Origin of the sequence: Carboxylicivirga mesophila, assembly GCF_018271975.1 — a bacterium.
GTDB classification, from domain to species: Bacteria; Bacteroidota; Bacteroidia; order Bacteroidales; family Marinilabiliaceae; genus Carboxylicivirga; species Carboxylicivirga mesophila.
Window position 1 is genome coordinate 37,384 of the sequence record NZ_JAGUCN010000019.1, and the last position, 14,615, is coordinate 51,998.

The 14,615-nt window shown below is 43.0% G+C and carries 5 protein-coding genes; all 5 read right to left on the reverse strand.

What is annotated here, in order from left to right:
- Positions 1–536: 536 nt before the first annotated feature.
- The 5 genes from KEM09_RS15630 to KEM09_RS15650 all read right to left on the reverse strand — a co-directional run bounded on the left by KEM09_RS15630 (position 537) and on the right by KEM09_RS15650 (position 14,592).
- The gene (locus tag KEM09_RS15630) at positions 537–4,910 is read right to left on the reverse strand and encodes a hypothetical protein (RefSeq protein ID WP_212229700.1); all 4,374 of its coding nucleotides are present in this window, start codon (positions 4,908–4,910) and stop codon (positions 537–539) included.
- A gap of 21 nt (positions 4,911–4,931) precedes the next feature.
- Positions 4,932–9,665, reverse strand: a complete 4,734-nt coding sequence (locus KEM09_RS15635) for a hypothetical protein (RefSeq protein ID WP_212229702.1) — start codon at positions 9,663–9,665, stop codon at positions 4,932–4,934.
- Between the two features lie 163 nt (positions 9,666–9,828).
- On the reverse strand, positions 9,829–11,109 hold the full coding sequence (locus KEM09_RS15640; RefSeq protein ID WP_212229704.1) for an MSCRAMM family protein: 1,281 nt from the start codon (positions 11,107–11,109) through the stop codon (positions 9,829–9,831).
- A gap of 361 nt (positions 11,110–11,470) precedes the next feature.
- Positions 11,471–13,024, reverse strand: a complete 1,554-nt coding sequence (locus KEM09_RS15645) for a hypothetical protein (RefSeq protein ID WP_212229706.1) — start codon at positions 13,022–13,024, stop codon at positions 11,471–11,473.
- Positions 13,025–13,104: 80 nt separating this feature from the next.
- Positions 13,105–14,592 carry a hypothetical protein gene (locus KEM09_RS15650; RefSeq protein WP_212229708.1) on the reverse strand — a complete coding sequence of 496 codons (1,488 nt, stop codon included), beginning with the start codon at positions 14,590–14,592 and terminating at the stop codon, positions 13,105–13,107.
- Between the last annotated feature and the right edge of the window lie 23 nt (positions 14,593–14,615).

A 14,615-nucleotide genomic window follows, 5' to 3' on the forward strand; every position in this document is an offset into this window, starting at 1 on the left:
ACTCAATAACAGACCATTCATCAACAACCAAAGCATCTTAATATAACTCAGAATGCAACTCATCAATACTGAAATTGGATTTATCAAATTTAAGTAACTCGCATGCATGAATATTTAAATTTTAATAATCACATTATAATACTTGATGAAGTTAGAATTGTACAAAGAACATAAACCCTTCCCTCTTCACACAGCACAACAGCCTATATATAATACATACATCGAATCTGAGCGAGATAATTGAAGATAGTATCCAAAGATAGTCCAGCCAGTGGCTTTCAGTCCACTGAATGACTGTTACAATCCATTGAGAAGTTTTTACAAGGCAGTGCGCAGCGATTACAAACCATTGCGCAGGCAAGATAATCCCTTGCACAACCGTTACAAAGCATTGCGCAAGGGTTACAATGGGGTGTACAAGCATTACAATGGTATACGCAGAACATACAAAGCGTTTCTACACTGTAACAATGACAGGTAACACTGCCTCAATGTCAGCCCGCCAGCCTGAGATTTATCTAAGTACACCGAAGAGACTATCCGGAGATCGTCATCTCTGTTTCATTGATATTAAACACATCCGCATAGATCAGACGGTCGGTTTGCTCCGACTGCTCTAGTCTGTTCTGATAAGCCTGTGGCAATCCCGGTATTTGTTTAGGCCCCCGCTCATATTCTTCTATGATAATCTGATAGGCTTCCTTTTTATATTTCGAAGGCAGTTTAAATTCTTTGGTAATGGAATAGCGATTATTTGTTACCTGCTTAGATGAAATGCGAACAATCAGTGTTTCTTCCTGTAATTGTTTGTCAACATTACCGTCGCTTACCATGCCATATATCGGGCGCGAATACTTTGTATCCTGGAAACTAATCTTTATGAAATTATAGTTGCCGTATTTGGCATAGCGCTCGTTGTAGATGGCACCTTCCACCTTAATGGTAAACTTCGAATTCACATCCGCCTTATTGAAGTGAATGGTTGTTTGCCGCTCGGGCACCAGCTGGTTAAAATTAGCCGATACAACCGACGACAGACACACATCCTCCTTATCCTTGCGGACCGAATAGGGCTGATAACGCGCCAATATCAATTTCACAAAAGGAAAGTACATGCTCTTGGGGTCAATCCGCAAATCGGAGAACCACACCTGCCGCTCTTCATCGAAATGAACCGGATAAGCTACCACCTTTGCCCGCTGATTCTTATCCGGGTATTGCAAATCACTATCAATAACCGGATTCATATAGAAATCCTCTACTGTTGGCGAATACGAGGTCGGTTGCACCGAATACAAGAGCGGATCCATACCCCAGCTGGTGTAATCGGCATTGTACCCACCTTTGCTTACGAGGCTGGCCGGGTTATAGCCTTTTTCGGGCAGGATGACTCCCAACATCTCATCATCGCCAGATGAAAACCAGGGCCGTTTGATAAAAATACGCAAACCACCACCCATGCGTTGATGGCGCATAGCGGTTTCATTTTCTGTCTTTCGCCACTCAAAAGTAGGGATGATGTAATCAATCTCCGGCGCCTTGGGGCGGGCCGAGCTTGGAATACTTACTTTCTCTTTCCATTCGCTTAGGCGTACCGTATTTAACTCCGGATGAGCAGTCAGAATCTTATCAAAGTATTCATTGTAACGTGAGGCGGCGAGCAAGCGATAATCAACCCAACGATGCCGCGTATCGCCATACTGATGTTTCAATGGTGAGAAGCGCAGGTTGAGCCGTTTATAGAAATTGAACTGGTATTCCTGTACATCAAACTTCACACGGTTCACCAGGCTGTCACGTGCTTTTGATTTATCGGTCTGAAACTTCTGAAAGGCTACGTTCTGAACCTGATAATCCTTATTAATCCTCCTGGCTTTTGGTTGCGGTTCTGCATCAAACTCAGCCTTACTCCTCAAAGGATAGGCTTTAATGGGTTGCACCTTGATGTTTTGAGTGGGCGCCAGTTCAATCTTCTCCGGCTCAGGAATCGTTCCTTTTGTCACCACATCATCGTGATAATTGATTTGAATATCAGGAATACTATTGCTGCCTTCCCTTTCCTTAATAGTTACCGAGATACCATCGTCCCACTGCTCTTTCCATCGTGCCTGCAGCTCAACTTTCTCCGTGCTTTCGCCATGGATATCAAAGCGAATATTAATATCGGCATGGTTGGTTTTGAAATCGCGGTTGGGCAACAGTTCCTCAATAACTGGAGCATCAATAGGCTGTTGAACCGCGTGCACCAGCTCCATTTCGCGCGAAGGACTCAACATCCAATGCTGTCCGCTAAAAGCGAGGTCACGCGCCTCATCAATATTGTTGGTCGCATCATCCTTCACCATTTGCCATATGGCCGACAGCTCTTTCACATCACTCTCGCGCCAGAATGTGCTGAAGCGAATGCGTGTACGAATGCCTTTGGGCAAATAAAAGGTTAACTGATGAGTTGATGGGTTCCAATGGGTATTGTACTCTCCCTCTTCCAAACGCAAGCGGATGTAACCCGACCGGTACCAGTCTTCAGGTATCTCAACTTCATCGGTCTGCCCCAGCCTTATCTCATCCTTGGAAAAGAAGCTGAAGAGACGTGGCTCAAAAGTCTGCGTATGCGTATGCTCACAGTCATCAGCTAAGAACAGAGCCACACCTGCAGCCATTGGATCGGGCAGATAGATGATTTCCACCTCCGAAGGCTGATACACTTTCTCCTTGTTCTTTTCATCCTGCTGGTACAAACCTTCATGAGCCGTTATAATCTGATAAATTTCCTTCGCTTTCTGCGCATCACCAAAGGCTTTTTCAAACATGCCGTGACACTCGGCCATTTGCTGACTGTTCTTTGGCGGCAGCAAAAACCTCAGTGAATGGTCATCCAGCTTTAAACCATTCACCTGATGCGTGGCTTCATACTCTGCAACCGATTGGTTGTAGTTGGAACGAATGACCATGCTTTCGAGAAACTCACCATCCTTTAGCTGATTGCCCACCAATACGATGGGACTGGCCAATGGTTCGTAACGAAGGTATTTAATGTTGGTGCGTTCCGAAGAGCTTTTGTCACTGGTGACGACCGTATGTGCCACACTATTACCAGCCAAATCGACGGTCCGTATCCGTAACCTGTAAGCTCTGCCAAAGCGTAATTTTGGTAAGGTGCCCACCACCGTTTTCGATTGGGCATGAATGCGAAAGTCCAGCTCACTATCGTAGGCGTACTTTTGCGCTTCCAGCGTTTTGGATTTATGCACAAAGTCCTTCTTCACCGTTTCGTCCTGCTCCAGTTCGTAGTCGTCCGACTCATTGATGGCATAGCCAGGCTTACGTACCGATAAGCTCCATCCCTCCCAGCGGGCAAGCGTTTCGGACACAAAAACATCATCCGGCTCGTCGGGATCTTCCGTTAAACCCAATTGAATATATCCTTCATCGGGCACTACTCCTTCAATCGGATGTGGATTGTTACTCTCATCAAACCACTGATAAACATCTTGTCGCCAGTGCAGTGAATACCATTTGTCGGGCTCATTTTCGTAAGCAATATCCATGCGGTAGCCTTGCACCACATCATCGGAATAGAGTGCTTTGGAAGGCAGTTTCACTAAGAAAGGTTTCACCTGAAACTGCGTATTTTTGACTTTAACACCCTTTACATCAAAAGGCTTCACACTAACGGCCTTAAACTCATTTTTCAGTTGTACATTCTGCTCAATGCGTCTGAAAAGATGTTCGGCCATGCCGTTTTTGGTGATGGCAATACCGGCCGAACGCATATAGGGTAAGCCTTCTTCCTGCGGTGGCTCCACCTCATCCAATATTTCAGGTCGTAACACCTTACTACGGGAAATCTCAGCTTTCACCTCATAGAAGCGGGCGATTTCCTGCACCTTACTCTCAGCCATATTATTGGTTTTCAGGGCAGCGCCATCAGCATCGATCTGTACCACCTCAAAATCGCCCGAGTTCACCTTCACAAAACCTTGCTTAAAGAGCGAATCGACCTTATCGCGCACAAAAAATCCGGTATCGGTCAATTCATAGGCCGTGGCAGGAATCGATAAACTGTAGTCTTCACTTAGCTCCAGATTCTGAGGTACAAGACTCAAGGTGCTATTGGCAGGCAATTCGTCGGGAGTAGCAATTGTAAAATCCAGTACAAAGGCCATTTTTCGCATGATCTGCGGATAACTATTCATGGTAGCCACCACATCGTGAAACTCAAAACGAGGCTTCTCCAATTGCAATTTAGGTGTTGTTTTAATGGCCTTATCCACCCGGTGGAACTGACGTAGCTCGGCAAAATCGCTTTGGGGATTCATTTGCGCCTCGAAGCGCTTAAAGCGATCGCTCCTGACCCTTTGCTGTATCTTCACATCCTCCTCCTGCCGACGGGCCACAAACGGTACAGGTTTGGTTGATCGAACCTGTTTTTGAGCAACAGCTCTTACCGCCTCGTCCTGCAGTTTATATTGACTGATGGCTCCCAGCTGCACCTCATCCACAAATCGTTCAGGTTTCACTTTCCGTGACGGATTAACCACGGCTTCCTCCTTCATTGTTTTAAAAATAAAATCCTGCACATGCTTCACCGGAAACGAATAAATGCGCTTCTGCATCAAATCCTCATCATCCTTAAAATCATCCACCTTAATGTCGGGGTGCAGAATACGCTTATACAGCCCGGCATTGATTTGATCAGTATTCAGTTGCGCATCGATTAAGGTGCCATCGTCTAATCGAAATGCATATTCCGTACTCATGACTTTTTCGGGCCAAGCCAATATATCGGGAAATGCGCTCAGTGTTGTGTCCTTGGGCGTATTGAGTTTCACTGAAACAAAAACGGATAGCTTCAGCCGGTTATTCTCTATATCGCGTTCGTGGGGTAATGTGGTTAATATAATTTCCATGTCTTTAAGTTTCAAGGGTTATTATCCGGCAAAAGCCAGGCAGTATTCCTGCCAATCGTCTTCATCAATCATCTCAATAAACTTAGGATCAGCATCGGCACCTTTTAGTTCACGTCGCACCGTCACCGAAACCGTTTTGCTAAAGAACAGCACTTCCACCTTTACTTTCACGGTTGCAATACCTTCCAGTTTTTCCACTTTACCATCGGCAAACACAGCAGTAAACGCCAGGTAGAACTCCATGGACAAGGAGATTATTCCAAGGATAGACAGGTGACCGTTGATGCGCAGGTAACCGGTGATGGTTGATGAACCTATTTCCTCAATGATCTCGCCATCGGGCGACGGCAGGGCTTTTTCGATCAACTCGAACTTGTAGTAGATGCCGCCCATGACAGAGACGCCACCTGAAGCAACGCCTACGTTCAGTGACATGGCAGCTCCAAATTCAAAGGCTGCTTCGATGGATTTAAGCCCTTTCAGAGTGGTGATCATCATAAAATAACCACCTCCACCAAAACAGGAAATCGTGAGCAAGAAAGGATTCTCTCGTTTGCAAAAATTAAAGCCCATCTCCAATGGTGCACCGGTAAACGGCAATGTCACATGCGCTCCCAGGCTGATGTTACTGATCATGCAGATGCCCACTTCCACATTGGGAATACTAATGGTAAAGCCAGCTGTTACTTGTGTAGGCTGCAACTTAATGTAAGGCCCGTCATCGGAAAAGCCGGTGCTTGGAATGATGTTTTGCAGGTTATTCACAAAACTCAGTGCCCCTTTAAACTCAATGGGTTTTTCGGCATCAATATCCACCTTCACATTGGTTTTCTGTGCATTGCCTGTTTTGAATTCCATGTAGTTGAAATTCACAGCCAGCAGCGGCACCAGGTCGATGCCAAACTTTTCGAAACGTGCCGAACCGGTAAATGTTGCTTCTTTACCGCTATCAAAAGGTTTCTCTATGGCCGTTGTAATAGTCAGCGCCTTGTTTGGATCATCCACCCGCACATGCAGAATGTCCTCGATCACTTTAATGGGGTTGGACTTAAACTCGGGCTGCCACTTGTACTCGGCATAAAAAGCTTCGGCCGTCACAAAGGTTTTAAAGTTCGGTATCTTGGGGATGTTACCATTGAGCAGGTCAAGCAGTTGGTTGGTTTTATCCTTTATGCTTTGCTTCAGGACATCAATTTGATCGGTCAGATCCTGCTGCAATTCTTTGGCCTGATTCTCCAGATACAATATTTCCGTCTTGATATCCTCTATCTCATTTTTTGCCGTTCCAACAGCCGACTTAACACCATCGAAGGCACTACCCATATCCATATCTCCCAGCAGCAAGTCAAAGATTTTTATCACACCAAAAATCTTGGCCACCGGAAAGCTATCCAAGGCCTTGAAGAAATCATCCGGGTTAAACGTTAAGGCTTTGCTATCATTCATATTGCCCCCCACGGGACCTTGCAACTTACTCAATGCGGTAATGCCCATATTCGGCGACAGGAAACCACCTGCCTTATCGGAACCATTGCTAAAATCGACCACCGCATCTTTCACCGAAGCGAATACCGTTCCCTCATTGGCATCATCTTCCAATTGAATAACAGCCGCCTTCCTTACGCCTGTCATCTCATTCAGTTGTTTGATAAACACTTCGGCCTGCTGAATGATGGGATGAAACTTAATATCCGCTTCGTCGGTGGCGGGATATACCTCAGCACCAAACTGAATGGATTGAGTTTCGAAGGAGGTATCGCCATCCAGCATGCATTCGGCATAGGCGATATCCTGCTCATTCAAATCCATCTTGTTGTAAATGGTATTGGGATTGTATTTTGTAATGATCTGCTGAACCAGGTTGCCGGTTCTGGCCACTTTGTTTTCGAGGAATACCAGTGGCATCCGCAAGGCATGCTCCTCCCCTTCCTTATCCGTCAGTACCAAATCAAACGGAAATCCTTTTCCATTGACGTTGATGTAAAAGTTATAAGAAGAGTTGCCACTGCCGGCAAAGCGTTTGGCCGTACCCGCAGATAGCCTCATCACCTTCACGGTATTGCCACCTGATGGCACATTGATGATGGGTTCTTCAAGAGGATTATCAATATTAGGTGTTTGCGTGGTATTGATCTGTACCGCCTGGAAAGCAAAGGGAATATACTGGTTATTGGGGTTATTGCGGGCGTAAAGCACTTCCTTCTCCAGCACCACAATGTACATTCGCTGCCTGTTGACCGCCGCTTTGGTTGACTGATCAAACTTTCGCTCGGTGACTTTTACCAAAGCAGCCCGATGACCAAAAGGAAACAGATATCCTTCTCGCACCACCTTCACATAATGGTCGCGCCCCAGTGTTGCCAGGTGCTCCCATTCGATGATGTTCAGCTCATTATCAGCAAGTGATGGCACATCAAAAAATGCATGCCAGTCGAGGTAAGCACCCAGGGCAGTCAGCATCAGATTTTTGACATTGACGGCTTTCGGATAATAATAGGGTATGGAATAATTGGACGTGGTATGCACCAAAACATGTCGGTCGTTGCCATCCAGCGAGGCCATAAACGGTTCGCCTAATGGTGGTAACTGTTTGTAATCCGTGCTGGCTTCATCTGCCCATAAGGCCCGAATGGTTTTGAAAACTGATAATTCGCGAGTGGCCTGTCCGCTTTTCAACCGAACGCCTAAAATGGTGTGCCACAACTCTGCTATCATTCCTTTATTGGTAGATAAATTACTACCTGTCAAGTTGATGTTCTGAGGTGCCATCCCTTTTAACAAAGTCAACTCCTGGTGCTCGCGCTGATTCAGGCTTTGCTGGTGAATAAAACCACTTACCTGATTGGGAGAAATATACATCAAGGCCGGGGCTTCGATGGAGGTGTCAGTTGGCGGCACCGGCCCGACATTCAATTCAATATTTTTAATCGCATAGATGTTAAATCCCGGTTTCACCGTCTGTACTTTTTCGGACGCCAACAACTGGCCCAACTGTCCATCATTATACAATGACTGTTTTGCACTTTTCTGACGCGAATTGGCGTAGAGCTTAATCGCATAATCTTTGGAGTCGCCTTGCAAATATTGACGTTTATTATTCGGCACAGCAACAGCTGCCTGCTTGTTGACAAATTCATTACGGCTGGTGGGTTTGATTTGTGGCACTTTAATCCAGGCACGTGGATTAACTCGCAGCTTCAGCTGGCTCCAGTTCAAAAGTTGCTCAATCGTCAGCGGAATGCCTTTGCTCTGAGCAGGTAACTCATACACGAGGCGACTCTTTCGCGCCCGAAGGTGTTTGGCTGGCAGAGTTACGCTATCAGAGCTTGCAATACCTGGAATCTTGTTTGACTCATAGTAAGCTTCCTCAAGCGTGTGCTGAGATGTGAAAGAGATAATGATCAGCCCCTTCTTATTGGCATTGGACAGTTCAGCCATGGAGATGGCTCCTTGACGCACCAGCGTGAAATTATGCAATTCAAACTCCAATATGAGCAAATCCTCGGGCCGAAGCACACGGAAGGTTAATGCTTTCTTGGGACGAAATACCACTTTATCCTGCTGAATGGTCAACTGATTGCCGGCGGACTTTCGCTTGACGGGTTCTTGTGGCAATATGTTTATTTGCTCATTCACCATTTGCATCGAAGTCAGCCCTACTGCTCCATCAACCAGTGGTTTAAAGCTTTTCCACTGTGGTTGAAAACGCTCACTGGTAACACCGTTCAAATCACCGAAATACTCATAGTCCGGCACTTGATTATCGGGATTAAGATGAAAAGCTCCCAAGCCGGTTGGCAACCAACAATTACCAACACTGGCGGACAGGTATACTTTTGCAGGCTGATTCCTGTAATACTCAGTAAAAACGAAGGCATTGGCAAAAGCTTTCGTTTCACCTCCAACTTTGTATTGAATTTGTCCATCCTGATCGGTTGTCCAAAAAGCTACTCCATCGGCCAGCTGCATATTTAAATCCGGTTTAACTGCGTCTGAATTGGTGATAGGATGTGCAGGCAAATGAATTGTGAGAAAGCGACGCCACTCTTCAAATTGTTTGAAATATATATGCGTAGCTGCATCGCCTGTATTTTTCAAAAACGCTTCCTCGTTCTTTTGAGGAGAAATAATCAGCTGACTTGTTGTATATCTACCTGTGCTACTTTCTAAACAAATTGCCGAATCAGCTTCTAGTGACAATTCCCATCGTGCATTTAGCGAACAGTTGGTATACCTCTTTGTTGTTAAGGATATCTGAGGTGAATGCACCAAACGCATTGGTGCGATGATACCTTTCACACCCACTGTGGCATCTAACCATGCCAAAAAATCAAACTCCTTAGTAATGTTCAGTTGAGGAATTGACATTTGACAACGCCACTCGCCATTCCTAAGAAATATATTGGCTGTAAGAGAAAAGTAAAAATCCGTATGATGGTACCTGAGATGACTTGCTTCTATTAAATACTGGTCTCGGTCTTTTTCAAATTTCAGCCTATAATCACTGGCAAATATAGTCTCAGATATTTCCCACATCTTCTGACCTTGCCGATATACTAAAATTCGCTTCTTCCGCTTGACAATCACAAAGGGTTTGCGCGATAATGCCCAAACAGACTCTGCTAATGGGCTCCATATTAATGCTCCTAAACTAATATACCTGATGAATGAGCGACGCGATGGCGCCTGTACCTGCTCACTTTTAGCTCTAACCAAGCGGTGGCTTTCCTTTACCTTTAAATACCTTAAGCCCATAATCATACATTTTGAAGTTACAGGCAAGATTAAGTTGAACCATACAAGTTAAGCGATAAATATATGAAAGGGAAGGGCATTAGTCGTCGGTACAATTTGCTAATACAAAAAAGAGGCTACCCAAACAGGACAGCCTCCGTAATTTATTTAGTTGATTCGACCGTTAATCTATGATTTGAATTAATCCCATTTGATCTTCACTCACCGAAATTAATCGCCAGCCAGTCGCTGCCTGCTTATCATCTTTGCTGGCATAAATTCTCCACCTGTATGTTTCACCTGCAACTAAATCTTCAATAGCACTGCCATCATAATTAAACTCTACAGATGTTGTTGAAGAAGGTATAACAATGTTCTTTGTTGACCAATCATTACTAAAACCTCCCCAAATCAGATTGCCATTTACATCTGTTACTTCAATTACATAATCACTTGCCGATGAATAAGGTGTCCATCGGAAAGTAATTGCGCCGGATGAAACTTCTACGGGAACAACCAATTCTACACTGTTAGTTGGCGACACAACCGAAACAGCTCCGGTAACACTATAATCCAATGTCATGTCACCACCTGAAATAGTTACCTGAGGTTGTCCGTTTTTAACGATCCAATCCGGATCCATTACCACATTATCATTCTCATAAGAGGCTCTACCCCAGTAATCACCTTCAGGTACATTTTCAATTGTATAAACACCACCCGTTGTAGTAGAATTCAAGCCCGGGATGGTTTCACCGGTAAGTGGATGAACAAGGGCAACATCCACCTCAATATTTGAAGTAGCCAGGAAGGTCACCATACCTGAAACTTTTGCTGCTGCATCATTAGTCACTATAACTGTCAAATCACTAACAGTCGCATTCTCTGTTACACTAACAATTTCAGTTGAACTATTATAGCCGGCTAACCAACCTTTCACACTGTAATCACCAGGTGTTACATTATAAATATAAAAGTAACCTTCCGAATCTGACACAGATGAAACTGCTACTCCGTTTGCCTCTGCAATGACTAAAGCACCTTTAACTCCATCATTTCCTTCTGTAACCTGTCCCACAATTACACCTCCATTGAGTATTGCACTTCTGTTCAGAGCATAATTCTGATTAATTTCGGAACCCTCTACAACATTAATTGGTATTGCATTAATACCTGTTGCAGGTATAGCATCATAGCCATTACAATAGATTTTAAAGAAATAATTTCCCGGTTCCATTTCAATGGAATAATTTCCCTTGTCATCTGTCCAGATTGCTTCACCGGTTGGTGAATTGGTGTTGGCATTAAATATAATAATTCTTGCTTCTGCAAGACCCGAACCATCGTTTTTATCGCTTACGATACCAGCAATAATTCCAGGTTTTGGACCTTCTTCTTTGTCCTTACTACATGAAAAGATAAGCAGTAAAACTGCACATAGTAAAAAAACGTTCTTAAAACTCATATTTTATATTTTGGGTGAATGGGGGGGTTACGCAGCTAACTGTTGCGTGTTACGTTTTTTCATAACGAGTTATTAACAACCAGTGAGTTTTTTTTAAGGCAGTACGCTGCCCTATAAGACATGAGTACAAAAACACCCTATCCGACAATGAAAGAACACCTGGTTTCAAAAAAAGTAATAATCCACTTATAGTTCTAATGATGCAGCGATAGTAAGCGAATTTCGCAGCACCTCTTCTTGAATGATCTTTCATTGAAGAGCATCTATGAACAAGCTATCAACCTTCAGCCTGTCTTTTAGTTATACATCAACAAAAAAGCCCCGCGTTTGCGAGGCTTTAACACTAATAATACTAGATCTGTCATTCAAACACTTCGATACAAGGAGAAGCCATTGGGGTAAATAATACCTGAATAGAATTATCCTCATGGAAAATAATTGCTATCATATCGCCAACTTCTGGTACATAATTAGGAGGTGTATTAGCAACTGCATAATCAGCAAAAGATTGTGCCTCGGCCTCCTGGCTTTCATATCCACTCACCAAAGGAACTCCAGGGTTTAGTATTTTCCATACTAAAGCCTGAACAACTTTACCGGCATGCGCAGTACCAATACTATGATCTTCATTATAATCAGCTAACATACCAGGTAATTCATTAATAATGAAATTCAATTGATTTAGCTTTTCCTGGGTTAAATGACCTCCAATACTCTCATCCCAATTAAGTGATGAATAAATTCTTACGCCTGTATAGGTATTACCAGATGTTATGTAATTTTCCAAATCACCACACCATCCTAAGTAATTTCCATTTGTTATGCTATAGCCATCTCCAATTCCAGCCAGATTAATATTGAAATACCTGTATTCACCACTGGCACTATGATTTAAGAATGTAGGGGTCATACTAACTAAATCAGTTGGCAAGTGCAAATGAGCAGGAAAAACATAATCAGCATCAAAGTGACAACCACCAATTACAAAATCCAATACATTATCTGCTCCTGCCACTGGGATATCTTCGTAACTATCAAACACCCATGTTTTGATACTTACCCAATCCAGAACATCCCCAACTGGCAATAATACTTTAAGCTCAATGGTAATCTCATCATCCAACAAATCGTAATCAGGCCAATAAATAGGCAAGCAATCATTGGCGTTATCAAGGTTATCAAATTCAGCACTCCAGTCATTCTCTGAACTTGAAACAATAATCTTCATATAGGCAATCAAGTCGTAAATGGTACCTCCGTTAACCTGATCAACATATGGGAATACATCACCATAAGGCAACCTATATGATTCGGGTTCACACACACAGATATCACCAAAGAAACACATCTGCCTTACTGTAATTGGCTGTATATTAAACCATATAAATCCAAAGTTATCATATACCAAATCATCATAACACAGAACATCAATGATAATTTCTTCTTTTGTGAACTTACCCAACGTTATTGTTCTTAATCCATTATTTGGGTTTATAAACTGATAGTACTCACTATCGATATGGGGCGTTGCCTTAACCATGATATCATCCCCTCCTTCTACCTCATGCCATACGGTAAAATCAGTTATCTCAATATCAACACTATTGACTCCCTCTCCCAAAATAATTTTAATGGGCTGGGTAACATACTTACCATTAACAACAAATATTGGTATAACAACATCGTCAGGTACACCATCTTTTTCAAACCATACGTGCGCATAATCCAAACTTAATTCCTCATCACATTCAGGAATAAAATCATCTGACAATGGTGCACTTTTTAGTGTGACAAAGTCGGCTTCGCTAATGCCTATTGAAAATTCAGCATAAGCCTGCTCAGGATCATTAACTTTTTCATTACAGCTGCTTACTATAAAAGCAAAGGCTGCCAATGCAAATAAAATTTTTTTCATAACATTATTGTTTTAGGTTATTAAAAATGGATATAGGTATTACGCGGTCAAGGATTGTCTATAATGATTCCACATTGTATTTAATCGCAATGCCCAGATCCTAAGATGCCGTTATTAAACAAGTCAAGAACCGTAGACCAATTCACCATATCAGATTTCTGCTGCTCTGTAAATGTTTGCTCCGGCACAACATCATCAACACCATCATTATCAAATAATTCAGCCGCATTATCAAAGGCTTCTTTTACATCCGGCCAGTTATTAAGATCAACAGGGCCATTTTCAACATTCAGCAGTGCAGCTATATATTGATGAGCCAGAATATAGTATGGATTACCGCCGGCTGCAGATGTCTCCAACACCTCTAAATAGGTTTGTGTGGCGTTAAACGGAGTATCGGGCTGAGTTGCACCTTGCCATGCATTCGTTTGGTTACCGGGTCCGTCACCAGTGTGATTTTTCCAGTAGCCTTGTGTAAGGGTACAACCATCGTTATCAGGCGGTATAATAATTATAAAAGGTTCGCTAAAGCAAGAGCCGATAACAAAATCTACAACCCCATCATCACCGGTATTTGGTGCCTCATTATTGTAGAAAGAGTATGAATTCTGGAACCGGTAGTCGAATTGCTTATTAATATCAGGCAGATAGACATATAGATCAAACCTGAACAGTTCATCTATGTCATCATTATCGGGCCAGGCTATAGTCATACAATCACCTTCTCCGTTTTCTCCACCGTTACCGAAGGTGCCCATATTGTTATAGCTATAAAGAAACTCCCAGTTCATGTCGGGCCCATAATCACCTAGGCCATTACCAATAAATCTCAGAACATCTATTTTCATTATAGCAGGCATGTCAATTTGAAGGCCATTCTGCTGTTGTTCATAAACCGAGCCTTCAAACAGTGTTTTGTCAGCAACACAAATATCTCCAAACCAGCATTGGCTTCGAACTGTAATAGCGTTGATATTAAACCAAACGAAGCCGAAGTTATCATACACCAGATCATCGTAACACAATACATCAATAACGATTTCTTCTTTGGTGAACTTATTTAATGTAATAGTTCTCAAACCATTGTTGGGATTGATAAACTGGAAATAGGCGCTATTGTTACTTCCGCCAAATACGCCATGCGGTGTAGCTTTAACCAGAACATCATCGGATATATCAAGGCTTAAGTCTTCATCAATTTCTCCATCATCACCCATATTATATACCAGGAACTCACTAATGGTCACCTGAATGGATTCAGCTGTTTCCATATTTATTTTAACAGGTTGTGTAACATATTTACCTGCTACCTTAAATATTGGAATGGTTACCGTTTCATCGCCTTTACCGATATCAAAGGTGACCTTAGCATAGTCAAGGCTCAAACTTTCATTGCATGTTGGGATATAATCTTCAACACCCAAGGGGGCACTTTTTAGGGTGACAAAATCGGCTTCACTTATACCAATAGAGAACTCGGCACTGTTTTCTACCGGAGAACTCACATTCTCTTTACAAGCACCTAGTACTAATACCAGAGTTGCAATCACTACTACAATTTTTCTCATGTTCGGTTGTATTAGATTAATAT